At 36.0% G+C, this 24924-nt stretch carries 15 protein-coding genes, 15 tRNA genes and 1 pseudogene; 25 read left to right on the top strand and 6 right to left on the bottom strand.

What is annotated here, in order from left to right; translation table 11 throughout:
- Positions 1-14 precede the first annotated feature (14 nt).
- Positions 15-1259 carry an ornithine--oxo-acid transaminase gene (rocD, locus tag IPM14_07390; GenBank protein ID MBK9097929.1) on the bottom strand — a complete coding sequence of 415 codons (1245 nt, stop codon included), beginning with the start codon at positions 1257-1259 and terminating at the stop codon, positions 15-17.
- Between the two features lie 152 nt (positions 1260-1411).
- Between rocD and IPM14_07385 the strand changes: the two genes are divergently transcribed.
- The 3 genes from IPM14_07385 (at position 1412) to IPM14_07375 (ending at position 10086) form a co-directional block, all read left to right on the top strand.
- Positions 1412-1837, top strand: coding sequence for a YjbQ family protein (locus IPM14_07385; protein ID MBK9097928.1), 426 nt, complete (start codon positions 1412-1414; stop codon positions 1835-1837).
- 20 nt (positions 1838-1857) lie between these two features.
- Positions 1858-4920, top strand: a complete 3063-nt coding sequence (locus IPM14_07380; GenBank protein MBK9097927.1) for a T9SS type A sorting domain-containing protein — start codon at positions 1858-1860, stop codon at positions 4918-4920.
- 477 nt (positions 4921-5397) lie between these two features.
- The gene (locus IPM14_07375; protein ID MBK9097926.1) at positions 5398-10086 is read left to right on the top strand and encodes a S8 family serine peptidase; all 4689 of its coding nucleotides are present in this window, start codon (positions 5398-5400) and stop codon (positions 10084-10086) included.
- 191 nt (positions 10087-10277) lie between these two features.
- On the opposite strand, the gene IPM14_07370 is transcribed toward IPM14_07375, so the two are convergent.
- A complete protein-coding gene (locus IPM14_07370; GenBank protein MBK9097925.1) occupies positions 10278-11039 on the bottom strand; it encodes an RNA methyltransferase in 762 nt (253 codons plus the stop codon).
- Positions 11036-11377, bottom strand: a complete 342-nt coding sequence (locus IPM14_07365) for a DUF971 domain-containing protein (protein MBK9097924.1) — start codon at positions 11375-11377, stop codon at positions 11036-11038. The genes IPM14_07370 and IPM14_07365 overlap by 4 nt, the downstream gene beginning before the upstream one ends.
- A 165-nt stretch (positions 11378-11542) precedes the next feature.
- On the opposite strand from IPM14_07365, the gene IPM14_07360 reads away from it, so the two are divergent.
- The 3 genes from IPM14_07360 (at position 11543) to IPM14_07350 (ending at position 13635) form a co-directional block, all read left to right on the top strand.
- Positions 11543-12877, top strand: coding sequence for an HlyC/CorC family transporter (locus IPM14_07360; GenBank protein ID MBK9097923.1), 1335 nt, complete (start codon positions 11543-11545; stop codon positions 12875-12877).
- Positions 12878-12896: 19 nt separating this feature from the next.
- Positions 12897-13493, top strand: a complete 597-nt coding sequence (locus IPM14_07355) for a hypothetical protein (GenBank protein MBK9097922.1) — start codon at positions 12897-12899, stop codon at positions 13491-13493.
- A gap of 69 nt (positions 13494-13562) precedes the next feature.
- A tRNA-Thr gene (locus tag IPM14_07350) sits at positions 13563-13635 on the top strand.
- Positions 13636-13710: 75 nt separating this feature from the next.
- On the opposite strand, the pseudogene IPM14_07345 reads toward IPM14_07350, so the two are convergent.
- A pseudogene (locus IPM14_07345) lies at positions 13711-15298 on the bottom strand (sigma 54-interacting transcriptional regulator).
- Between the two features lie 249 nt (positions 15299-15547).
- Between IPM14_07345 and IPM14_07340 the strand changes: the two are divergent.
- From IPM14_07340 to IPM14_07250, 19 genes are all read left to right on the top strand, one after another.
- Positions 15548-15623, top strand: a tRNA-Ile gene (locus IPM14_07340).
- 39 nt (positions 15624-15662) lie between these two features.
- Positions 15663-15818, top strand: a complete 156-nt coding sequence (locus IPM14_07335; protein MBK9097921.1) for a hypothetical protein — start codon at positions 15663-15665, stop codon at positions 15816-15818.
- Positions 15819-15909: 91 nt separating this feature from the next.
- The gene (locus IPM14_07330) at positions 15910-17013 is read left to right on the top strand and encodes a slipin family protein (protein ID MBK9097920.1); all 1104 of its coding nucleotides are present in this window, start codon (positions 15910-15912) and stop codon (positions 17011-17013) included.
- Between the two features lie 2 nt (positions 17014-17015).
- A complete protein-coding gene (locus IPM14_07325) occupies positions 17016-18047 on the top strand; it encodes an RNA 3'-terminal phosphate cyclase (GenBank protein ID MBK9097919.1) in 1032 nt (343 codons plus the stop codon).
- A gap of 11 nt (positions 18048-18058) precedes the next feature.
- Positions 18059-18130, top strand: a tRNA-Asn gene (locus tag IPM14_07320).
- Positions 18131-18152: 22 nt separating this feature from the next.
- A tRNA-Gly gene (locus IPM14_07315) sits at positions 18153-18228 on the top strand.
- 4 nt (positions 18229-18232) lie between these two features.
- A tRNA-Gln gene (locus IPM14_07310) sits at positions 18233-18304 on the top strand.
- Between the two features lie 8 nt (positions 18305-18312).
- A tRNA-Phe gene (locus IPM14_07305) sits at positions 18313-18386 on the top strand.
- A gap of 10 nt (positions 18387-18396) precedes the next feature.
- Positions 18397-18468: transfer RNA gene (locus IPM14_07300), tRNA-Met, on the top strand.
- A 1-nt stretch (position 18469) separates the two neighbouring features.
- A tRNA-Ile gene (locus tag IPM14_07295) sits at positions 18470-18543 on the top strand.
- Positions 18544-18616: 73 nt separating this feature from the next.
- A tRNA-His gene (locus IPM14_07290) sits at positions 18617-18689 on the top strand.
- 5 nt (positions 18690-18694) lie between these two features.
- Positions 18695-18778 (top strand) — tRNA-Leu (locus IPM14_07285).
- A 5-nt stretch (positions 18779-18783) separates the two neighbouring features.
- Positions 18784-18856, top strand: a tRNA-Thr gene (locus tag IPM14_07280).
- A 3-nt stretch (positions 18857-18859) separates the two neighbouring features.
- Positions 18860-18934: transfer RNA gene (locus IPM14_07275), tRNA-Arg, on the top strand.
- A 2-nt stretch (positions 18935-18936) separates the two neighbouring features.
- A tRNA-Arg gene (locus IPM14_07270) sits at positions 18937-19009 on the top strand.
- 14 nt (positions 19010-19023) lie between these two features.
- A tRNA-Lys gene (locus IPM14_07265) sits at positions 19024-19097 on the top strand.
- A gap of 31 nt (positions 19098-19128) precedes the next feature.
- Positions 19129-19197, top strand: a tRNA-Asp gene (locus tag IPM14_07260).
- A 156-nt stretch (positions 19198-19353) separates the two neighbouring features.
- Positions 19354-20610: an RtcB family protein gene (locus IPM14_07255; GenBank protein MBK9097918.1), complete on the top strand. Its 1257-nt coding sequence runs from the start codon at positions 19354-19356 to the stop codon at positions 20608-20610.
- A gap of 689 nt (positions 20611-21299) precedes the next feature.
- A complete protein-coding gene (locus tag IPM14_07250; protein ID MBK9097917.1) occupies positions 21300-22865 on the top strand; it encodes an OmpA family protein in 1566 nt (521 codons plus the stop codon).
- Positions 22866-22922: 57 nt separating this feature from the next.
- On the opposite strand, the gene menC is transcribed toward IPM14_07250, so the two are convergent.
- Both menC and IPM14_07240 read right to left on the bottom strand, forming a co-directional pair.
- Positions 22923-24029, bottom strand: a complete 1107-nt coding sequence (menC, locus tag IPM14_07245; protein MBK9097916.1) for an o-succinylbenzoate synthase — start codon at positions 24027-24029, stop codon at positions 22923-22925.
- A gap of 18 nt (positions 24030-24047) precedes the next feature.
- Positions 24048-24791 carry an FkbM family methyltransferase gene (locus tag IPM14_07240; protein MBK9097915.1) on the bottom strand — a complete coding sequence of 248 codons (744 nt, stop codon included), beginning with the start codon at positions 24789-24791 and terminating at the stop codon, positions 24048-24050.
- Positions 24792-24924 lie beyond the last annotated feature (133 nt).

Genomic DNA, 24924 nt, shown 5'->3' with positions numbered 1-24924 from the left:
AGAGGGCTTTTTAATTAAGCTTCTACAGCGACTACTTCGTGTTCAAACTTCTTTAACACTTTTCTGATCGTATCAATTGCAAAATCGATTTCTTCTTTTGTTATTACAAGCGGAGGAGCGAAGCGGATAATATCTCCATGAGTTGGTTTTGCGAGTAATCCGTTCTCCTTAAATTCTACGCAAACATCCCACGCAGTCTTACCGGATTTTGTAGGTTTTATTACAATTGCATTCAGCAAACCTTTACCTCTCACAAGAGTAACAATCTCAAGCTCGTCAACTATTTTCTGCATTTCCTGCCTGAAGTATTTTCCAAGCTTATCAGCATTCTCAGCAAGTTTTTCTTCTTTGAGAACCTGAAGTGAAGCAATTGCAACTTTAGCAGCAAGAGGATTTCCGCCAAACGTTGAACCGTGCTGACCTGGTTTTATAGTAAGCATAATATCGTCATCAGCTAAAACAGCAGAAATTGGCATTACACCGCCGGATAAAGCTTTGCCAAGTATTAAAACATCCGGTCTTACATTTTCGTGATCACAGGCTAATAATTTTCCAGTTCTGCATAATCCGGTTTGAACTTCATCTGCGATGAATAAAACATTTTTAGATTTACATAGTTCATACGCTTTTTTCAAATATCCTTCATCCGGTACCATCACACCTGCTTCCCCCTGAATTGGCTCAACCAGAAAAGCACAAACATTTGGATCTTGCAGAGCTTTTTCTAAAGCGGGAATATTATTAAACGGAATTAATTCGATTCCCGGGAGATAAGGTCCATAGCCATCTTTGCAATCAGGATCGTTAGAAGCTGAGACTGCCATCATAGTACGTCCGTGAAAATTTCCTTCACAAAAAATTATTTTTGCTTTGTTCTCAGGAATTCCTTTCACTGCATACGCCCATTTGCGTGCAAGTTTAAATGCTGTTTCATCACCTTCAACACCGGTGTTCATTGGAAGAACTTTATCATAACCAAAATATTCTGTTATATATTTTTCATACTCACCGAGACAGCTGTTATAAAATGCTCTTGAAGTAAGAGTAAGTTTCTGTGCTTGTTCAGTTAAAGCGTTAACAATTTTTGGATGACAATGTCCCTGGTTAACTGCGGAATATGCTGATAGAAAATCAAGATACTTTTTACCTTCAACATCCCACACCCAAACACCTTTTCCTCTATCAATTACAACGTCGATTGGGTGATAATTGTGAGCTCCGTGTTTATCTTCAAGCTTAATGAAATCCTGTGAAGTCATATCGTTTCCTTGTTTTTGATTAAAAATTTATTCTACAAAATTAAGAGGGAAGTGGTAGACTTCCAATGTAATTAGGATGTTTGTCATCACACTGGTGAGAAATTTTGTAACTTTAAATAGTTAAAATTTCAATAATTTATGAAGAGTTATTTATGGAAATCGAAACCCATTCGATTAACATTACAACCAAAGGAAATTGTGATATTATTGATTTGACAGATAGAATTTCAGATCTGATCTATCAGCAAAAATTTATTGAAGGAAATGTGATTGTTTTTGCCGGCGGTTCAACTGCCGGGGTAACAACGATTGAATATGAACCCGGTTTGCTGAAAGACTATCCGAAATTTTTTGATAGAATTGCTCCTGTCAACTTAAATTATGAGCACGATAATACCTGGCACGATGGTAACGGACATTCTCACATAAGATCAGCAATTCAGGGTGCATCTTTAACCGTTCCTTTCACAAAAGGAAGATTATTATTGGGAACCTGGCAGCAGATAATTTTTGTTGATTTCGATAATCGTTCGAGAAAAAGAGAAATTACAGTTCAAATCACTGGAAAGAAAAAATAAATTTTAACAAAGGATTCTAAATGAAATTTTTAACTACGATTAGCATATTATTCTTTTTTAGTCAGAATATTTTTACGCAGCAGGATGACAGTGTCTTCGTAACTTTTTATTATCATCCGAATAATACTCCGACAAATGTATATCTTCCCGGAGAATTTAATGGATGGGTGCTTAATGCAAATTCTTTAATGACCTACGAATCGAGTACAAATACCTGGTTTAAAACTATTAAGCTGAGAGTAGGTGGACCTAATCCATTACCTGCTCCTGTGAGTGTTCCCGGTGCCTATCAATATAAATTTAATGATGGACAATGGTTTCCTGACCCGTTGAATCCAAGACAAAATCCAAATGATAATAATAATTCGTACCTGTTCATTAGGAATCCTACCATTCATTACCTGTTGCCAAATTCGACAACTGCTTCAGGTGTCATAAGAACAAGATTTCCAGAAATTACTGCTTATCTTTTCCCTTCGATCTCTTCTAGTGTTGATACAAATTCATTCAAGATAATGATTGACGGCAATGAATACACAGGAATCGGAGACTTGTATAATCCTGTGACTAAAGAGATTTCGTTCACTCCTCCGGCTCCACTTGGTGATGGAGAACATCAATTGATTCTGTATGCAGAAAGTACAATTGGAACTTCAAGCGCAGACACATCAACATTTACAGTCCAGGCAGATGTAATTCAGTTTTTTACTTTGCCTTCTGAAACGTGGAAAAATAACTGGAAGCTGCAGGGAGGAATTTTCAATCAAAGCGGTGGATATGATACTACTGTAACTTCTGCTCAAATCATACGGTTTGATTCTACCTGGACAGTTCCGGTTGTTGGTGGGAAACTGAACCGTGTTGTTTATTTACTTGAAGGCGAAAATAAATTTGTTATTAAAGCTGTTATCGGAAGTCAAACAGAAACATCTGACACTTTAAATATCATCCGAAAAGTAAATCATATTCCGAAGGCTCAGATTGACATCACTCAAAATGGAAATACATTAACACTTAGTGGTGCAAACAGTACTGATCCTGATGGACAAAATTTGACTTTTCTATGGAAAGAAGATTCAAACAATCCGCAATCACTTGGAATTAACGGACAGACAAATGTTGAAGTGATGACAACAAAACCTTCGCTGCCGGGAGAATATTATTTATCGCTCACTGTTGAAGATCCCGATGAAAATATTGATTCAACTAGAACTTATTTTGTTGTTATTCCTGACAGTGAAAATGTAACGGTTGCAGGATACGTCGATAATCCCGATTGGGTAAAGAATGCAAGAATATATTTACTTTTCTTCAAAGCATTTACTCCTGCAGGAACAATTCAAGCTGCGATTGCAAATCTTCCATATATAAAAGCAATGGGTTTCAATACTATCTGGATTCTGCCTGTAACTGAAGTTCCCGGAAACATTGATAATCAAATTAATATTGGTTATAACACAATTGATTTTTTGAAAGTTGAAACATCTTTAGGAACAAATCAGGATTACAAAGATTTTGTTGATGCGGCTCATGAACTTGGATTGAAAGTAATCCAGGATATTACTCCAAATCATACCGGAAGAGAACATCCTTTTGCACAGGAAGCTTTGCTTTACAGAGATTACTCGCAGTATTGGAATTATTATCAGAGACAATTCATCCCTCATAACGATAATGGATTAGGTCAATGTGTTACACCGCAGGGAATTTATTATTACTGCGGTTTCAGTGATGCATTGCTGAATTACGATTGGCGCGATCTTGATGCAAAAAAATATATGATTGATGTTTACAATTTCTGGATCAATGAGTTCGGAATTGATGGTTACCGTTTTGATGTTTATTGGGGTGTTCACAGAAAATATGGTGAAAGCAATATGGGGATTCCAGTTAGAAATTCTTTAAAAGATATTAAACCAGAAATATTGCTTCTTGGCGAAGATGATGGAACAGGGGTTGGAACTGAAGTCCTGTACGCAGATAGGAACGGAGGATTGGATGCTGCATATGATTTTGCATTTTACTTTAATGCTGTACGCGACTTCAATTTCAACATCAGCGGAATTAATACTTTACATTCGAGATTGGACAATGGTGGTTTTCATCCAGGAGAAAATTCATACTTCATGAGATTTATGGAATCACAGGATGAAGATCGTATCAGTTACATCTATAACTCATTTGAAAAAACAATGCCTATGTCAACCGCAATTTTCACTGCACCTGGAATGCCGATGATGATGAACGGGCAGGAAGTCGGCTGGGGAAAAGGTTTAGGAAATCCGGGAGAACCTGATTTGAATGTCAGAAGAAGAGGAATAATCGATTGGAATTTTGCCGGAAGAGATTTGCTTACCCCACATTACCAAAGAATCGCACAAATACGAACACAGTTTCCTGCATTTTCGCAGCACAAGCTGGATACAAACGGCGATGGACAAGTGAACAGCTCAGATGAATCTGACTTTGACAGAATAACAACTTCAGATGGATTAGTTTATTCTTTCTTAAGACCATTTAACGATTCGAATGGATTAACTGTTGTCAACTTTAGTAATGCAAGTAAAACAGTTACAATGAATTTAACGACTGCTAACCTGAAATTCACTGGTGGGTTTAATCAGGGCTCGATTTACTGGATAAATAATTTGTACTCTGATACAAGTTTTCAAAAGTTAGGAAGTGAACTTTCAAGTTTCAGTGTTACGTTACCAGCTTATGGATCTGCTGTGTTTACAATTTCAACCGAAGAACAATCTGTGACACTTCCTCCAATTCCTCCAATAGTTTCAGTTGATGATGAGAAAAATGCACAGTTGGAGGATTATAACTTATTTCAAAATTATCCGAATCCGTTTAACCCGACAACAACTATTCGCTACAGCATAATTAGACCGGACTTAGTACGGATCAAGATTTATGATATTCTTGGCAGAGAAGTGAAAACACTGGTAAATGAAGTTAAGCAAGTGGGTAATTACGAAGTTCAATTCGATGCTTCAGGTTTAGCAAGTGGAATTTATTTATACAGGATTGAAAGTGGAAGTTTTGTTGAAACTAAGAAGATGATACTGCTCCGCTAATCCGCCATTGTTGACGGGTGATAGATAATATCTAAGTGGAAATTGTTGTCACTTCCAAATATTATATACTAAATGACGTTTAATTATATACTCCTACGAAAGCAATAAAAAGTTTCTTGACCATAATAAGGTCTAATTTTTAGGATCAACTAAAACCGCAATTTAAGAGTAAGCCAAAATTCTTTAATTGAATTTGCACTTGGAATAATTATTGACTATTTATTTAATAGAAACTGCTTCTTGATTTTAAATTTTCAATTTACTATTTAGCAGACGGATTTTTTGAGGGCATCTTACAGAATCCAAAGCCACTAATAATTTCTAAATTTATTTTGTCCGTAAGAGGGCAACACTATATGATTAAATTTTCTTCTGATTGTTGGATTTGGCAATTAGCCTATTCTACTTACCACCTTTACACCGACCAAAATTTAATTTCAAATCAATTATCTCAACAAATTCATTTTTGAGGGCAGTATGAAAAATATCTACACTTTCACATTATTTGCACTTCTAATTTGTGTAAATAATTTATTTCCCCAAGATTTCTGGCAACCTACAAATGTCCCGGGATCGTACGGAAAAATCTATTCAATTGTTTTTCATCCTAATACAACCAGCACGCTTCTAGCAGGTACTGAAACTGGTGGTATTTTAAAGTCTACAGATTCAGGAGATAACTGGTTTCAGAGTAATACAGGGTTATCTCCACAGCGAGTTAATAAGATATACATTAGACCTGATGGAAATATTTATGCTGGAACTAGTCAAGGAGTTTATTATTCTACTGACCTAGGAAATAGTTGGCTATCACAGGGACTTTTAACTAATATAATTGATATTGCAAGTTTAGCTAGCGACTATCTTTTCGCTGCAACGAATTCAGGTGTGGCTCGTTCTACAAACAATGGGACAACTTGGTCATATAACAACTCTGGTCTTTTGAACACTTTGGTAAAGTCAATATTAATCCTTCCGAACGGAGAGATACTTGCTGCTCTTGGTTCTGGAAATGGCCAATCCGGAGGAATATACAAATCTACAAATAATGGAAATAATTGGGTTCTGGTTCAAGTACACTCTAGCTGGGGTGCATATTTTGCGAAAAACTATTTTAATAACAGTATTTACTGTTTTCCAGTTTCCAACAATGTTAGTTATAAAAGCACGGATAACGGTAATTCTTGGATTCAATTTACTACTGGCTCAGATGAGCGGACAGACGGGTTAATCCATTACTCAAGTACAATATTTTTTAGCGCGCGAAATTTATTCTTTACGGATTATGCGGGTGTTTACCATTCTACTGATAATGGATTATCTTGGTATCAAATGAATAGCGGATTGAACAATTTAAATGTATATAGTATGGGAATTTTACCGAATGGCGTTTTATTAGCAGGAGTTTCAGATGGGGGAATATATAAAAGTGTGTTGTACACAACTGAACCGGACATTCAAGTTAATCCTACTTCGCTTACTTTACCCGAAACTAATTTAAATAGATCAAAAGAAAAAATAACACTGGATAAGAATAGTTTGATCAATCTCACACAGCCTTATCTACAGGGGGAATTGATCGTTAAAGTCAAAGCAAGTATGAATCTTGTTCTGAATGAATCAAATTTTGACGGAGTAGGGGCACCAATTTTTAATAGTTTATTTGAAAAAATTGGTGTATATCAAGTAGAAAAAATTTACAAAAGAAAACAATTACCACCTACCTTAGAAAATACAATTCTCATAAAATTTCCGAAAACTTTTAATCTAGAATATGTTATCGCTGAATTGATGAATAAAGAGCAAATTGAGTGGGTTCATCCTAACTATATACATCAGATTTCTAGTGTCCCAAATGATCCAAGTTACATTTCTCAATGGCATCTGGCAAAAGTTCGTGCTGCAGAATCTTGGGATTTAGGAATTGGTAGTAGTAGTATAATTATTGGAATAATTGATACTGGTGTTGACTGGAATCATACCGATCTTTCAGGCAATATATGGATAAATACGGATGAAATCGATGGAAATGGAATTGACGATGATGGTAATGGTTATATTGATGATGTCAGAGGATGGGATTGGGTCACTGGTATAGTGGATATTTATCCGGGGGAAGATGGTGAAACTCCTGACAATGATCCTATGGATTTTCAAGGGCACGGGACGCATTGTTCGGGAATTGCATCTGCTTCTACTAATAATGGTATTGGTGTATCAGGAATGGGTAATGGTTGTTCAATAATGGCATTAAGAGCTGGTTGGGCAAATTCTTCAGGTGGAGGTAATCTTTCATCAAGTTTTATTCTTTCTGCAATCGATTATGCTATTGATAATGGTGCTAAAGTTATTAGTATGAGTTTTACTGCAAGCTCAGTATTTTTAACTGCAGTAACTGATGCTTATAATAATGGAATTGTAGTAGTACATGCTGCAGGAAATGACAATAGTAATATTCCAAGTAGTATTGATGGAATTATTCAGACTATATCTGTTGCTGCAACAGACCCCACTGATGCGAAATCAAGCGGTTCAAATTATGGTTCCTGGATTGACATTTCAGCGCCAGGTGAAAATATATTGAGTACTACATTTGACGATAGCTATGGATATAAAAGTGGAACCTCGATGTCAACACCATTAGTTGCTGGATTAGCAGGTCTAATTCTTTCTCAAAATTCTTCTCTAACTCCAGAGGAAGTGACAAATATTATTACTAGCTCTGCTGATAATATTGACAACGAAAATCCAAGTTATATTGGTCAATTGGGAGCTGGTAGAATGAATGCTTTTTTAGCGATGCAAACAGTAACTGGCTCGAACAATCTTATTTCAATCGAGAGTATTGGGACTGGTATTTTAAATATTAATTCAATAACAAGTGATAAAACGTGGTTGAATACCGCTGGTTATCCAACAACGCCTTTTGAAATTTTTCCAGGTAGTATTCAGGTTGTCAATTGTAGTGTAGATTGGAATCAAGTTTCCGCGCAAGAAACAGGAACGATTACAATCAGCTCCAATGATCCAGATGAAGATCCAGTTTATGTTAGTGTTACTGCTATTCCTTTACCAGATCCTGCATTATGTATATCCACAACAAGTTGGGATGCACCTAGTGCTGGTGGTACAAGTGGTAATATTGATGTAACTAATTGTGGTAACCTCAATGAATTAATATTTGATGCCACACCGAGTGAAACCTGGCTAACAGTTTCAATTCCACATAATACTACACCCGGATATTTTGAAGTTACGGCTGAACCAAACGGAACCGGAAGTATAAGAAATGGAACTGTAACTGTTTCAGCTGCTGGGGCTAGTCCTATAATATTAAATGTAATTCAATCAAGTTGTAACCACGGGTGGGTAGCAGTTACTAATCAACAGAATAATATGAATGTTATAGCACAGCTTGAGTTTGACGGCGTTGTGACGCTAAATGAATCTGATGCAATTGGAGCGTTTGTTGGTAGTGAGTGTAGAGGAATTGCATACCCGTTATCAGCTTCCGGTGGCCTAATATTTCTAACTATATCAAGCAATCAACTTTCTGGTGAAACTGTAACTTTCAAGTCGTGGAAATCATCGACTTGCGAAGAGTTATCAGTATTGGAAACAATAGACTTTGTTAATCAAGCACTAGTGGGGTCGTTGGCTGATCCATTTATCTTTCACTGTGGTATGGTTGAACTTGCATACAACTTTGGATCGGGATTTACGTGGTTCTCGATTAACATTGATCCAGGAAATATGGCGATTAATTCCGTATTTAATGGTTTATCCGCATCAGCAAATGATAGAATAATAGGACAAACAAATTTTGCAATCTATGATGCAAGTTCTGGCCAGTGGATCGGAAGTTTAGTTACAATCGATCCGAAAAAAATGTACATCTTGAATTCTGCATCTGGAGCTAATTTCACACTTCAGGGATTACCTTTGAATCCCTCCACAAACCCAATCAGTTTGGACCCGGGATGGACATGGATTGGTTATTTGCCACGGACATCGATTGCAATCAACTTGGCTTTAGCTAATATGACAGCAACTCCAGCTAGTATGGATAGGTTTGTAAGTCAAAATCAATTTGCTGTTTATGATCAGGGTTCAAGCCAATGGATAGGTTCATTAATGAATCTTAATCCTGGAAATGGTTATAAAACACAACTTACTAATGCGACAGTATTAACATATCCCTCAAATACTACAGCTCCATTAGTTTTAAATGATCCAATAGAAAAAATATTAGAAGAACCAAATTGGGTACCTGTTGGAAATTTACAAAATAATATGCAAATCATTGGAGAAATAGTTTGGAATTTAATAGTCTCTTCAAATCCAAATGATAAAATAGGAGCGTTTGTAGGAAGTGAATGCAGAGGCGTTGCCTATAATAATATCTCAACTGCTAACGGGTACCGATTCTTTTTAACCGTTGGATCAAATCAACAGGCTGGTGAAAATGTAACTTTCAAAGTCTATAATGCTGAATTGGATCAAGTTGATGAAAATCCAGATTATCCTCCCGTAACCTTTCAAAACCTAGCTATTTTAGGCACTATTCAAAACCCATTTACGGTGTGGTCGGCATTACCAGTTGAGATGACAAGTTTTACTGCAAAAGTATCTGAAGATCAGATAGATTTGAACTGGGAAACAAAGACAGAGGTAAACAACTATGGCTTTGAAGTCGAGAGATCAATTACTTTAAATAATGAAAATACAACCTGGCAGAAGATAGGCTTTGTTCAAGGAAATGGAAACAGTAATTCACCGAAGAGTTACAATTTTACTGACAATAATCCGATAGGTGGAAGTAAATTTGTTTATCGTCTAAAACAGATTGATACAGACGGAGCGTACGAATATTCCACCGAGGTTGAAGTCGAGCTATTACCTACGGAGTATGAGTTGTACCAGAATTATCCCAATCCGTTTAATCCGGTGACAAATATAAAATTTTCACTTCCAGTGCAAACTCAATTAAAAATAAATCTATATAATATGCTTGGTGAACTTGTAGCTACAATAGTACAAGGAACATTCGAATCAGGATATCATATGGTAACTCTTAATGCAAGTAATCTCCCAAGCGGTACATACATTTATCGTTTGGAGAGTAGTGAATTTGTTCAAGTTAAAAAATTATTAATTCTTAAGTAGGAGTTATCGATAATATGTATAAGACGTATGAGCAGATTAAAAAAAGAGAAAAGTTAATTAAAAATATTCTTAACATAGTTGGATTGGTTATAGGATTTGCTGGTTTAATTACTCTGTTAAAAATGGCTGAAAAGCTATAATCATATACTGGACGACAACCAATTCAAAAGGCGATCGGTTGGTCGCCTTTTTTATTTAGTTAATTGAGCAAGTAAAACAGCAGACGCTGAAGCAACATTCAACGATTCTGCATTGCCAATTTTCGGTATGCTGATTTTTTTATCACTTAACTTTTCAATTTCTTTTGTTGGACCGTGAGACTCGCTGGAAAGGATTAATATTTTTTTCTTATCACTTCTGTAAGTAAAAACATTTTCACCTTCGAGATCAGCAGCGAGAATTTCATAACCATCTTTTTTCAAAGCATTCAAGTTATCAGAATTTATATTTTCAAAAATGTTTACGTGGAAAACAGAACCCATCGATGACCGGATAACTTTTGGATTTGTATAATCTACTATGTTCTCACTCAATAAAATATTTTTCACACCAAACCAATCACAATTACGAAATATTGTCCCAAGGTTTCCGGGATCAGAAATGTTATCGAGCATCACAATAATTTTATCATCTGAAATTAATTCTGGTGAAAATTCAAGCCCAGGTTTCACAAACACTGCAGCAATTCCTTGCGGCGTTTCAGTATCAGATAATTTTTCAAACTCTTTTTGCTTCAGCGATATAGTTTTCTTTTTCGCTTTTTCCAGCATTTTAATAGTATCTTCGTACTGTTCAGCAAACTTGTTAGTTATAAAGATAACTTCACATTCATAGTTGCTATTAATGCCCTCAAGCACCGATTTCATTCCTTCAACAAGAAATTTCTTTTCTGATTTGCGATGCTTTTTTGTCAGCAGAGAAGAATAATATTGGAGTTCAGATTTGGAGATCATAGAAGTGTATCATAGTCCTGCTTCTTTTCTGATGCCTGACCTTTATCAAGTTCCTGCAGGTATTCGTAAGTATAAATTCCGGTGTTATGACCATCTTTCCATGTAATCTGAATAGCATACTCACCAACAACTTCAATATTCTTGATCAAATACATTTCCGGAGTCATCATTTTTTTTACCGGAGGTCTGTAGGTTTTAAGAAGAACTGTTTCGCCTTTGCATGTAGCGCAGGGACATTCATCTCTCAAATACTTCAATGAAATATTACTTAAACTATCATCCTCCCAGATAATTTCAAGTGAAGATTTATCTTTTAATTTTATTGTTTTGGGTACCATTGTTTTTCCGAAACTATCAATTTTGAATAATCAATTTTAACCAAATAGTTTTTACCATTCAATTGGTCATATATTATTAATTATAGCTTATTTATTTTTAAGCATTGAAAATGGATTATATTCTAATATTAGAAGCAAATGACAATACTTAAATTCTATTGATAAATGAACTTATATTTAGTTGAACTTGTATTATTTATTATCTCCGTGTTTCTGGCAGGATTAATTACTGCTGGAGAGATTGCACTATCATCATTTGGTGAAAATAAGATCGAAGAACTTAAAGAAAGGGGAGATACAATCTGGCAAAAGTTCCATATAGTACACAAAAATCCAGAGCCGTATTATGGAACCATACTTTTATTATACCTGACGTTTATAATTTCTTCTGTTGTATTCGGATTCCTGTTGAGCGCAAAGCTTATCAATCCGGATATAACCGAACCGAGAGTAGGATTTTATGATGATTCGCTCCGGTTAATAATATCACTTATTCTAACAATTATTTTAATCGCTTCATTCCTTACAATATTCAGCTATCTTATTCCAAAAGCACTTGGATTCAAGTATTCAAATTTTCTGGGAAGAGTGTTTGTAATAATTCTGATTCCTATCTCAAAACTCTTTATTGTTCCGGCAAGATTTCTGAATAAAACAAGTGATCTCTTTCTTCTGCCATTCAAGGAAAAAACAAATTTTGCTCAGGCAAAACCATCCGAGGATGAGATACTCGATATTATTGCTGACGGTGTCAAATCCGGAGCGATTGATGAGAAAGAAGAAAAAATAATTCAAAACATAATTGAGTTTAATGATTTGAAGGCCGGAGAAGTAATGGTTCCTCGTACCGAAATGATTTCGATTGATATTAATGAAACAGATGAAACACTACTGCGAAATATTATTTTAAGGGGACACACATTAATTCCGGTATATGAAGATTCGATTGATAATATAATTGGAATACTGCATAGTAAAGATGTTATAAAACTTCTGATAGAGTCTGGCTCGATATCTTCTTTAAAAAGTTTAATAAGACCAGCTTATTTTATTCCTGAAACAAAATTGATTTCTGAAATTCTAACTGAAATGCAGCAGCGAGGTGAACGTCTTGCAATTGTATCGGATGAATATGGCGGAACTGAAGGTGTCATAACGATTGAAGATATTCTTGAAGAAATTGTCGGTGAGATAAAGAACGATGCAATTATTGAACAAAAAGAGTATTATAAATTTCCTGATAATAAATACTTTGTTCTAGGTTCTATGCAGATAACTGATTTCAACGAAGTTTTTACTCTCACACTTCCTGAATCTGATGAATATAATACCGTTGCAGGATTTATAGCAGAACAGTCAGGTAAAATTTTAAGTCTCAATGAAACGGTTGAGTATGGAGGAGTAAAGTTTGAACTGATTAAAAAGATCCGACAAAAAATGGTCCAGTTCAAAATATATTCTGATACGGGTGAGTTTAAGGAAAAAGAAAAGACCGAATAATAATTATAATGAAGATCAAATGAAGAAAATTCTTATACCTGCAGCCCTGTTAATTGTAGTTCTTGCTTACTTCTTTTATCCTGAAACAGTTATCACATTTCCTCCCGGTCTGACAGCACCTGACCAGCCAATACAAGTTAATATTTCTGAGGAAAGATTTTGGATTAAATATGAATTCAACTTCAAAGCATTGGCAGAGTATAAAATAAAAGCAAGAGTATTAAGTAGGAATAATTTTTCCTTGGGAAAAGAGAGTGAAATTTCTCCATTAGATCTTGCTCTTGGCTGGGGACCGATGTCAGATCAAAGTGTAATCGATAAAATTGATATTTCACAAAGTAACCGATGGTATCGCTGGAAAGCAGACGTACTACCGATACCAATGAAAGAGATTAGTTTGAATAGTGCGAATATCCATATCATTCCCAAAGATGAGAGCGTTGAAGATAAATTTGACGAAGTTTACAAAGGAAGCCTGATAGAAATGAAAGGCTATTTGGTTGAAGTTACCACTGAAGATGGCTGGCGGTGGAAAAGTTCACTAAAAAGGGATGACACAGGTGGTGGCAGCTGCGAATTGTTCTGGGTTGAAGAACTTACAATTCTTGATAAATAAATTGAAATGATCAAGTTTTTAATTTGTATAGGTGATTGGAAAGTAATATTTTTGGCACACAAAAAATAAGCTGGTGTAGCTCAGCTGGTAGAGCAGCTGATTTGTAATCAGCCGGTCGGCGGTTCGAATCCGTTCACCAGCTCAAAAACCCTCAAGATGATAAAATTCTGAGGGTTTTTTTAATTTTAAATTGATTCTTAATATTTCTAATTCTGTTTCAGATATAATTGTTTTGGGTCATTTCCCAGGTCAATCCGTACTTGACTAAAAATTTTTTTAATCTATCACTATCATTTGAAGATGCCTTTGATAGGCGTGAAATGGCAAACAGTTTTCTTCCTGCATCAGATAGACTTTTTGATTCTCGACAGACTTTTAAAACACCCTCAATCTGTATTTGTTCAAACAAATCGATTCTTGTTATGTCTATTATATGCCTAAAATTATTTATCAACCTATCCTCAGATTCAATTTTTTCTGTCTTCCATAATGATTTTAATCTTTTAATTTCTTCTTCAAGAATGTCCAGTGTAATCCTTCCTCCAAGTGCAAGTGTGCATAACCTGATGATTGCACCATTCAAATCTCTGAAGTTAGCTAGCCATTTTGCATCTTTTGAAACTGCAAAATTCAGGAATGCATCTCGTGCTTCTTTGTTGAATCGCACTACATCACCTGTTTTATCTGCATACCGGTTTAATTCATAATCGAGATTTGGTTCGATATCTTCAGGACGATCTTTTAATCCCGGCAAATTGAATGTCCAAAGGTTTATTCTTGCAAGTAGATCTTCTCTAAACAATCCATCTTTTACTCTTTGCTGAAGATTTCTGTTCGTTCCACAGATCAATTGAAAATCACTTGTTGATTCTTTGTCTGCACCCACACTAAAAAACTTTTTATCTTCTATCGCTCTTAAAAGCATTACTTGCTCGTCTAGGCCGAGTTCGCCAATCTCATCGAGAAAAACAATTCCTTTATCAGCAGTTTTTAACAAACCAGGTCTGTCGCTGATTGCACCAGTGAATGCACCTTTCTTGTGCCCAAACAAAGCGGACATAGCTGCATCGCCGCGAATTGTTCCGCAGTCTATTTCAACAAATTGACCTTTGACGGAAGCTTTCAACTTTTTAAGTTCATAAATTCTTCTTGCAAGGAAGGATTTTCCAGCTCCAGTCGGACCGGTCAGCAAAATTGGATCCTTAGTTCTTAAGGCGACTAATTCTATTCTATCAATAAGTTCATTAAACTTTTTATTTTTTGTTTCAATCCCGGATTTTAGAAATGCGATATCATCTTTTATTTCTTTCGCAAATCGTGCTGCTATTTTATCATACTTCGATAAATCTAAATCTATGATAGAATAAGTTCCTGCAGCATTTCCGTGAGCAGGAGATGTTTGTATAATATTACCTGGAAATCTTCGTGATTCAGTTAGAAGGTAAATACATATTTGAGCAACGTGGGTACCGGTAGTAATATTGAAAAGATATCGATCCTCCACTTTATGAAAATCAAAGTGCTCGAGGAAATCAAGAAGACCAGTGTACACTTCTTCAAAATCCCATGGATCTTTAAAATCAATTTCATGTGGAATTACCTCTGTTTCAGGAGATACAATTTTAATATCCTCTATAATTCTCTGCAAGGCGAAGATGGTTTGACGGATAAATTAAATGGTATTTATCGATTATTAAATCCTCGTGTTGACAAATTGCAACGGATGGCCGCCATCTTTCCCATCTATCTTGCTTGAAAGATTTATCTAATGTTGTTCCCAACAAACTGAAAAGTATGTTCTTCATAGTTTTATCTTTAAATCTAAAATATTATAGTTAATTATAGTGATTATTAATAATGTCGTCAAGCAGTTAGGTCAAAAATTCCCATAAGTCATTAAAAATAAACCAGTTAAGTTTTCAGCCGAAGTGCTGGCACACTCATTGGCTTATAATTTATGCAGAATTGATATTTGACCGGTCGGCATTATCTGGTTTGAGTAATCAATTATCATTTAATGTTCCGGTTGCGGGTTCTAAAGACGATGTTGAAACTGCACAATGATAGCTCAATTGGAAGAGCAATAGACTAATGATCTATAGGTCGCGGGTTCGATTCCCGCTCATGCACCCTGTAAAGGTGAACTGTTCTTTGGCTTTTTGAGGAAGGATGAGCGATTTAGCAGCAAACAGAAATTATTGGGGAGGCATAATTCTGTTTGCAGCATTAGTATTCTGCCTTGCAGCGTGCGGATACCGCTCTTTAAAAGTTGTGTTGTTGAATTTGAGTTTGCAGATACGATACAACTTTGAATTGCTTAAGTAACGCTCCGCAGAAGAAATGTGTTGAGTTAGTTGTCTTTCTTCAATTAGCCCTTTTAATTAACTGATTAACAAAAATAAAAAGGAGATAAGTCATGTTTGGTAAAAGAAGAATCCTTGCACACGAAAGAGGACTGTACTTTGTGGATGAACAATTTGTTGAAATACTCAACGAAGGTTCATACTGGTTTACAGATCCATTTAAAGATGAAGCACTTGATATTGTTTCTGTAAAAGAGGCGTGGCTTGTCCATAAGGAACTCGAATCAATAATCAAGTCCGATAAAATTAATAAAGATGAATTAGAAGTAATTGATCTAAAAGATAATCAACGTGCAGTCATTTGGATTGACGGAAGATTTGACAGAATTCTTTACTCTGGTATTTATGCTCTTTGGAAAGTTGGTCGTGAAGTTTTAGTGGAAGTGATCGATGTTAAAAGCCCACAATTTGTCCATGAAAAACTGGATATAATTATGGATGCAGGTGCATCGAAAGCTGTACTAAATGAATTCATTGTAGAAGACAACCATATTGGTCTGTACTTCGAGAATGGAAACTTCATAGGGAATCTCAAACCAGGCAGATATGCATTCTGGATAGGTATTTCCAAAGTAAAACTTTATCAGGTAGATCTGAGAGTAAAGTCAAGCGATATTTCCGGACAAGAAATTATGACTGCTGATAAAGTTTCTTTAAGACTAAATACCCTTGTTAACTACAGAATTGTAGATGCATACAAATCTGTATCAATGGTTGAAGATTCTACTCAGGCACTCTACAGAGAAGCTCAGCTTGTTCTTAGAGAAGTAATCGGAACAAGAGAACTTGAAGCGATACTTGCTGAAAAGGACTCTGTTGCGAAAGAGCTTGAGGAAAGACTAGCAGCAAGAATGATTAAGTACGGTATTGAGGTTCTGAGTCATGGAATCAGGGATATAATTCTTCCTGGTGATATGAAAGAGATACTGAACAAAGTTATCCTTGCTAAAAAAGAAGCAGAGGCAAATCTCATCTCCAGAAGAGAGGAGACTGCCGCAATGAGAAACCAGGCTAATACTGCTAAAATGCTCGAGAGCAATCCAGTACTTATGAAGCTCAAAGAGCTGGAAGTTCTTGAAAAGATCGCTGCAAGAACTGACCTGAAAATTATGCTTGGTGATAAAGGGTTAACTGACAAAATTGTTAACTTACTTTAAGTATGAAAAAGCTCATTGAAATAGATGGTTCATTCGGAGAAGGAGGCGGCCAGATTCTCAGGTCGTCTCTTTCCTTATCAATGTATACTCAATTTCCGGTAGTTATTAAGAATATAAGAGCCGGAAGAAAAAAGCCCGGCTTAATGAGGCAACATCTCACTGCAGTAAAAGCTGCCGCAGAAATTTGTGATGCTCGAGTTCGAGGTGCTGAAATTAGTTCTTTGAAATTATACTTTGACCCCGCAAAAATTAAATCCGGTAATTACAATTTTGATATTGGAACTGCAGGAAGTACAACTCTTGTGCTTCAAACTGTTGTTCCCGTTCTTATGCTTGCGAATGGTGAATCGAACATTAGTTTAGGCGGTGGAACCCATAATGAATTTTCTCCGCCAGTAGATTTTCTGAATTATTCTTTTTTTAACCAGTTGAGAAAAATGGGACCTGTAGTAAATATTAATATCGGGAAATTCGGATTCTTTCCGGTAGGAGGTGGAAAGATTGATGTAAATGTTAAACCTGTTAAAGAACTGAACCAGATCGAAATCATTGAAAAAGGATCCCAGCTGAACAGGAAAGCAATTGCATACTCCTCACTAATTCCGGAAAGCATTGGTAAAAGTGAGATGAAGATCATTCAAAAAAAGCTGGGTTGGAATGAAGTAAACTGCATAGCAAAAATGGTTGATTCGCCAGGACCGGGAAATGTTATCATTCTCATCGATGAAAATGATAATTCAACAGAAACCTTTACCGGATTCGGAAGAAAAAATTATAAGTTGAAAAATGTAATCGATGATGTATTAAGAGAATATTCTGAATATGTGGACGCTGATGTTCCGGTGTATAAATATCTGGCTGATCAATTGATAATCCCGATGGCACTTGCTGGTGGCGGAAGTTTTATTACGACTGAACCAACTTTACATACAATGACAATCATTGAGGTTGTGAAAAAATTTTTAGCAATAAATATCAGCGTCGATAAAATTAATGAGAAGCAATATCAGATAAGAATTGGTGATAAAGCTTGAATAAAATTAATTGAACAGTAGCTCAATGGTGAAGCGCCCGGCTGTTAACCGGAATGATGCAGGTTCGAGTCCTGCCTGTTCAGCAGAGAATCAATTTTTCAATCCGTCGGTATAGTGTTTAACGGAACCAGCACGTAAGTCTTCCAAACTTGAAGTGAGGGTTCAACTCCCTTTACCGACTCAATAGTTCTGTGGTGCAATGGTAAGCACATTGGGCTTTGAACCCAAAGATGTAGGTTCAAATCCTGCCGGGACTGCAAAATATGGAAAGGTAGCTCAGCAGGTAGAGCAAGCGGTTGAAGCCCGTTGACTGCGTGGGTTCGATTCCTACCCTTTCCACTAATCATTTGGCGGGTTTGAGCAGCGGCAGCTCATCAGTTTCATAAGCTGAAGGTCATTGGTTCGAATCCAATACCCGCTACCCTACGGAAGCATAATTAGTAAATGCACCCGGCTTATATCCGGGAGATAGTGGGTGCGAATCCTACCCGTAGGACTTTATCGTTCTTAGATAGATTGATTTAAAAATTTTTAAGATAGGTATTCATTTCCTTTAACGACATTATTATGGTGTTTGTGGTGTAATGGCAGCATAATTGGCTGTGACCCAATAGGACTAAGTTCAAATCTTAGCTCACACCCTGAATGCAAGTATGGTGGAATTGGTATACACGGTAGTCTTAGAAACTACTGCCCTTGAGGGCTTGAAGGTTCGAATCCTTCTACTTGTACGAATGCCTTCGAAGCATTACAGGTTGATGCACCGGTTTTGTAAACCGGAGAACAGGGTTCGAATCCTTGCGTTGGCTCAAGTCGTTATCGTCTAATGGAAAAGATACCCGCTTACGAGTCGGGGGATTAAGGTTCAAATCCTTATAACGATTCCAACGCTCTCTTAGCATAAAGGATAATGCAGCTGTCTTCTAAGCAGTTAGATGTGGGTTCGATTCCTGCAGAGAGTACTTAAAGACATTATTCCACCGTAGCATAAAGGAGCAATGCTTTCGGCTTTTAACCGAAATGATGTAGGTTCGAATCCTATCGGTGGGACAATTAAATATTAATAGAATATCTATAAAAGTGATGTGTAGTGTAACGGAAACACACCTGACTGTCTATCAGGAGTCGGGGTTCAAATCCCACACGTCACGCAATAAAATTTTATAATTGGAATTTTTAATAGATAATACGTTTACTAAATTATATCTGTGTGTGACGGGAATTGGTTATCCGTGCCGGTTTGGAGCCGGGAAAATGTAGGTTCGAGTCCTACCACACAGACAATAAAGTATTAAAGAGGAAAACTATGAAATGGATCAAAGAAGATGAAAATCTTAAAATACCGATAAAATCCTGGTGCGAAACACTTGAACTAGGTGCACTTGAACAGGCTGAAAATCTTGCTAATCATCCTGTTACTTTAAATCATATTGCGTTAATGCCCGATGCTCATGTCGGATATGGAATGCCGATTGGTGGAGTTATTGCAACCGAAAATGCAATCATACCGAATGCAGTCGGTGTTGATATTGGATGTGGAATGGGTGCAGTTAAAACCAATTTTCCTGCAAATGATTTAACTGATAAATCTTTAATTAGAAAAATCCTTAATGATATAAAAGCAAATGTACCGGTCGGTGAAGGAAATGCACACAAACATCCACACTCATGGGATGGGTTTCCTGCTTACTTAAAAACTCTTGGTATTGGTGAAGAAGTTGATGACTTCAAGAATCCAAAATTGCCAGCATGGTTGGATAAAGCTACCTGGACATTAGCATTCAAAAATCTTGGAACTTTAGGCGGCGGAAATCATTTTATTGAAATGCAAATTTCACAGGATGGATACCTCTGGCTGATGCTACATTCAGGTTCAAGAAATATTGGTAATAGGATCGCCTCATATTATCATAAACTTGCTCAGGAAATAAATGATAAATACAATGATGAACTACCGGATAAAGATCTTGCATTTTTTAGAACAGAGATGGATGAAGGAAATGATTACATTAGAGATATGAATTTTGCTCTGGAATATGCAAGAGAAAACAGAAGATTAATGATGGAAGAATTTAAACAAGCCATTCTAATAAATCTTGGTGATGTAAATTTTCTTGAAGAAACAAATATCCATCATAATTACGCAGCATTGGAAAATCATTTTGAAAAATCCGTTTGGATTCATCGGAAAGGTGCAACATCTGCTAAGAAAGGTGAGAAGGGAATAATTCCCGGTTCGATGGGGACTTCTTCTTACATTGTTGAAGGATTAGGTAATGAAGAATCTTTTCAATCCTGTTCTCACGGTGCCGGCAGAAAAATGGGAAGAATGGATGCTTGCAGAAATCTTACTGCAAAAGAATGCGATAAAGCAATGGGTGACGTTGTATATGATCGATGGGGTAAACTCAAAAAGTTTGGAAAGAAAATAAATGGTGGGGAATTGTTTGATCTTGGTGAGTCACCTCTTGCCTATAAAAACATTGATGAGGTAATTCAATCTGAATTAGATCTTATAAAACCTATCGTTAAACTAAGACCACTCGGTGTTGTTAAAGGATAGAATAATAATTTGGGTTAAATCCGAATACTTAATCGAAGACAAATTCTGACCAGAAAATCCCGAGATTGATTTTTGCTGGTCAGATTTTTTTGTCTAAAAGGATATTTAGCTTAATGCAAATATGATTAAGCTTGCACCCACTCCGGAACCAACAAAAGTGGTTTCCAGAAATACTAAGCAAAGGATCATAGCGAGTTTCATTTATACTCCAATCTTTATTTGCCTCACTTGGAATGATAAAAGAAAGTGCTCCTCTTTGAAGAGCAATTAAAATTTATTTATTTGCGAGGGAAAGGTTAAAAGGTTTATGACACACTTATAAAAATTTGCCCTCTTGCTATTCCTTAAATAATCATTTATTAGAATAGAATCAAGTTGTGGTATGAATAAAAATATTTTTCTTTAGTCAACAAATTTTGTTCCCCGACAAAAAAGGCAGTTGGCTACTCAAAACCTAACCGGATCCCTCATTCAAAGAACCCAATTAAGCTACCCTACATCATCTCTTCTTTAGTAGAATTGATGTCTCTGACCTTTACAAGTAGTCAATTAACTCCCTTTATTCTGGTAAATTTTAGATTAAATTAGAAGAAAATTAAATAAAACCGCCAGTTTTCGATGGCATTTTAATTGTCAGTAAGTGTTAATTTTTAGATTAACAAACTAATCTCACAACATATGGTGGACTAATGAAAAATTTATTTACAATTAAATCAGGAAACTTGATCTTGCTGATTTGCCTTCTATCTGCATCAGTTTCTTTAGCTCAATTCAATGACTATACGGTTAAAATTGGTTTACAGGCAAATGGAATTTTGCCTGATACAGAATTCGATAAGGAGAATAAGCCGAAAGATCCTGAATATAAGTTTTCGGGGCTGGGAAGGCTTTTTATAAGATTTGAATTCTTTACGCCGGTTGTCGAAATGGAAGCAGGTGGAGGATTTGGAAGACTCGCGGGCATAGATACAGCAAAAAATAATTGGTGGACTTATATGATTCCATTAGATCTAAGAGTCATATTAAGTCCGTTTGATATGGATGTTTGGAGTCCATATTTATATGGTGGTGTTGGTGCAATGTACTTTAATAATGATGATCCGCCTAGCGATGCATTTAACAATGGGAAAGAAGAAGGTTGGACAACAATATTCCCTGTTGGTGGTGGTTTTGAAGTAGCACTCTCCGAGGCAATAACATTAGATTTTTCAGGTGGGTACACTTTTTCACTATCTGATGATTTAAATAAATATGATAATCAGAATTTAGCAAACTCTGAGGGTAACTATGATGGTTATTATAGTGCAGGTATAGGACTAATTTTTGTTAATGGCAGCGGTTCGTCGGATAAAGACGGTGATGGATTAACGAAGAGGGAAGAAAAGGAACTTGGTACTGATCCGGATAATCCAGATACTGATGGCGATGGTTTGAAAGATGGAGAAGAAGTCAGGACTTACATGACCAATCCTTTAAATACAGATTCAGATACTGACGGTTTAACCGATGGTGAAGAAGTAAAAACTTATTCCACTGATCCAAACAAATCAGATACAGATGCAGATGGACTTTCTGATAACCTGGAAATCAAAACTCACAATACAGATCCGCTGAAAGCTGATACAGATGGTGATGGTTTAAATGATGGAGATGAAATTAATGTCTACAAAACCGATCCGCTCAAAGTAGATACAGATAGCGATACAATTTCAGACAGTGATGAAATAAATCTTTACAAAACAGATGCTTTGAATCCTGATACGGACGCTGATAATTTGAAAGATGGAGAAGAAATAAATATGTATAGAACTGATCCATTAAAGGCAGATACAGACGGTGGAACTGTTGATGATTTCACAGAAGTTAATCGTGGTACAAATCCTTTAAATCCTGAAGATGATGTAGTGAAAATGGATGTACCAATTGTACTTGAAGGAATTACTTTTGAAACAGGAAAATCTGACATTACACCTGAATCTGAAATTGTTCTACAAGGTGCGCTAAAAACAATGCAGACTTATTCAGATATTATCGTCGAGATAAGTGGTCACACTGATGACGTTGGTAGTGCATCAAGTAATCAATCACTTTCACAACGAAGAGCTGATTCAGTAAGATTCTGGTTGATCAGTAAGGGAATTCAACCCGATAGAATAATTTCAAAGGGATATGGCGAAGAATTTCCGAGAGTGCCGAATGCATCACCTGAAAATAGAAGAATGAACAGAAGGATTGAATTTAAACGAATCAGATAATAACGTTAATGACTTATTGCGAGCCCCTCATCTTACGAGGGGCTTTTTTATAGTAATCTACTTAAAAGTTTTCTTGCGAACAGTCACTTGTTCTAATCTTTTCATATTTACCTCTACACCGATACCCGGTTTAGTTGGAACATCCATTGTTCCGTCCTTATTAACTGTGAATTCTGGTTCAACAATATCTTCTTTGTAGTATCTTTTACTTGCAGAAATATCTCCGGGCAAAGTAAAGTTTGGAAGAGAAGCGAGAGCAACATTTCCTGCCCGTCCAATTCCTGATTCAAGCATTCCACCGCACCAAACAGGAATATTTTTAGATGCACAGTAATCGTGTATTAATTTTGATTCAGTAAATCCTCCAACTCGTCCTGGTTTTATATTGATTACTCTGCAGCTGTCAAGTTCAATTGCAGCACGAGTATCGTCGAGCGAATGAATACTTTCATCAAGACAAATTGGGGTTTTAAGTTCCCGCTGAAGTTTTGAGTGATCATAAATATCTTCGTATCCAAGAGGTTGTTCAATTAACAGAAGATGATAGCTATCCATTTCTTTGAACAAATTAATATGTTTTAATTCATAAGCTGAATTAGCATCAACTTGAAGAAGAATTTCCGGGAATTCTTTTCTCAATGCTTTAACGTACTGAATATCATTCCCCGGAGAAATTTTTATTTTAATTCTTTTATAGCCTTCATCAAGATAAGCACTAACTTTATTGATAAGTTCAGATTCGGAATTTTGTATACCAATGCTTACACCAACCTCAACTTTATCTTTAGTCCCCCCGAGCATTTTTGAAAGCGAAATATTTTTTGATTTTGCAAAAACATCCCACAATGCTGCTTCAAGACCGGCTTTTGCCATCATATGTCCACGAACTTTTGAGTAAAGAGAAATTGCTTCATCGATACTTCTGATATCTTTTCCAAGAATTGATGGGATAAGAAAATCCTGAAGAATGTGCCAGGCAGTCTGAACTGTTTCGTAAGAATAAAAAGGAGTTCCTTCAGCTACCGATTCGCCCCAGCCAGTAATTCCTTCTGCATCAATTCTAACCATAATATGTTCTTCATCATATTCAGTTCCCATTGATGTTGTAAAGGGAGAAACCAATTCCATTTTGGTATGACGGAGTTCAATTCTTTCGATTTTCATTTGATTAAATAATTTGTTTTAAGGTTTTGGAGTAGCGATAAAATTTATTCCGGCGGGAACATTCTTCAAATCGATACTATATGCTTCACAATCGTAATTTAATTCTTTTAGAATCTTTAATGCCTGTGCGGATGAGTTCTGATAATCGCCGCCAAGCTCAATGTAAATAGTTGGTTTGTCCCTGGAAATAAGTTTCCTTGCGCCATTTAAAACCTGCGGTTCAAAACCTTCAGTATCAATTTTTATGAATGATACTCTTCCAGAAATATTTTCAGAATATTTATCGAGTGTTGTGATCTGAATTTCTTCACTGAGTGATCCAGTTTCAAAATCAGTTACAATCGAAGTTAGACCTGTTTGCTTTGGATTGTAATGAATTGTTGTGACTCCTTCTGATTCTCCAAGTGCGAAATTTACAATAGTAACATTTTGAAGATAATTTTTCTGAACTGTGGATTCGAGTTTTGCTTTAAGTCTTTTTGATGGTTCGAAGGTATAAATGTTTCCTGTATTCCCAACTAGTTCATTTAAAATCAAAACGAAGAAACCAAGATTACCGCCAACATCAATTACAGTATCACCCGGCTTGATAAAATTTTTAACTTTTTGTATTTCTTCTGAAAACATTTTATCCCAGAAAGCATGATATAGAATTTCGCCTCTATCGCCACCGCCATAAAAAATAAATTTATATTTCCCATGATCAATAATTAACTCACCTTTTTTAAGTGCTTTCTTTGTGTTCAGCTTAAAAGAGATCAAGAGGCATTTTGATTCGAAGCTTAGCTTGTCTGAAATTATTTTAAGGGTTGGAATCAACCCCCTGACTCTCAAGCTGGATAAAAATTTATTTAAATATTCTGTCAACTGGGCTCGATAATATAAATTTGTAGAT

It is taken from the genome of bacterium (assembly GCA_016716565.1).
In the GTDB taxonomy this organism is placed as follows: Bacteria; Bacteroidota; Ignavibacteria; order Ignavibacteriales; family Ignavibacteriaceae; genus IGN2.
Note: the sequence above shows the minus strand (reverse complement) of the source record. Positions and strands in the feature narration are given on the sequence as shown.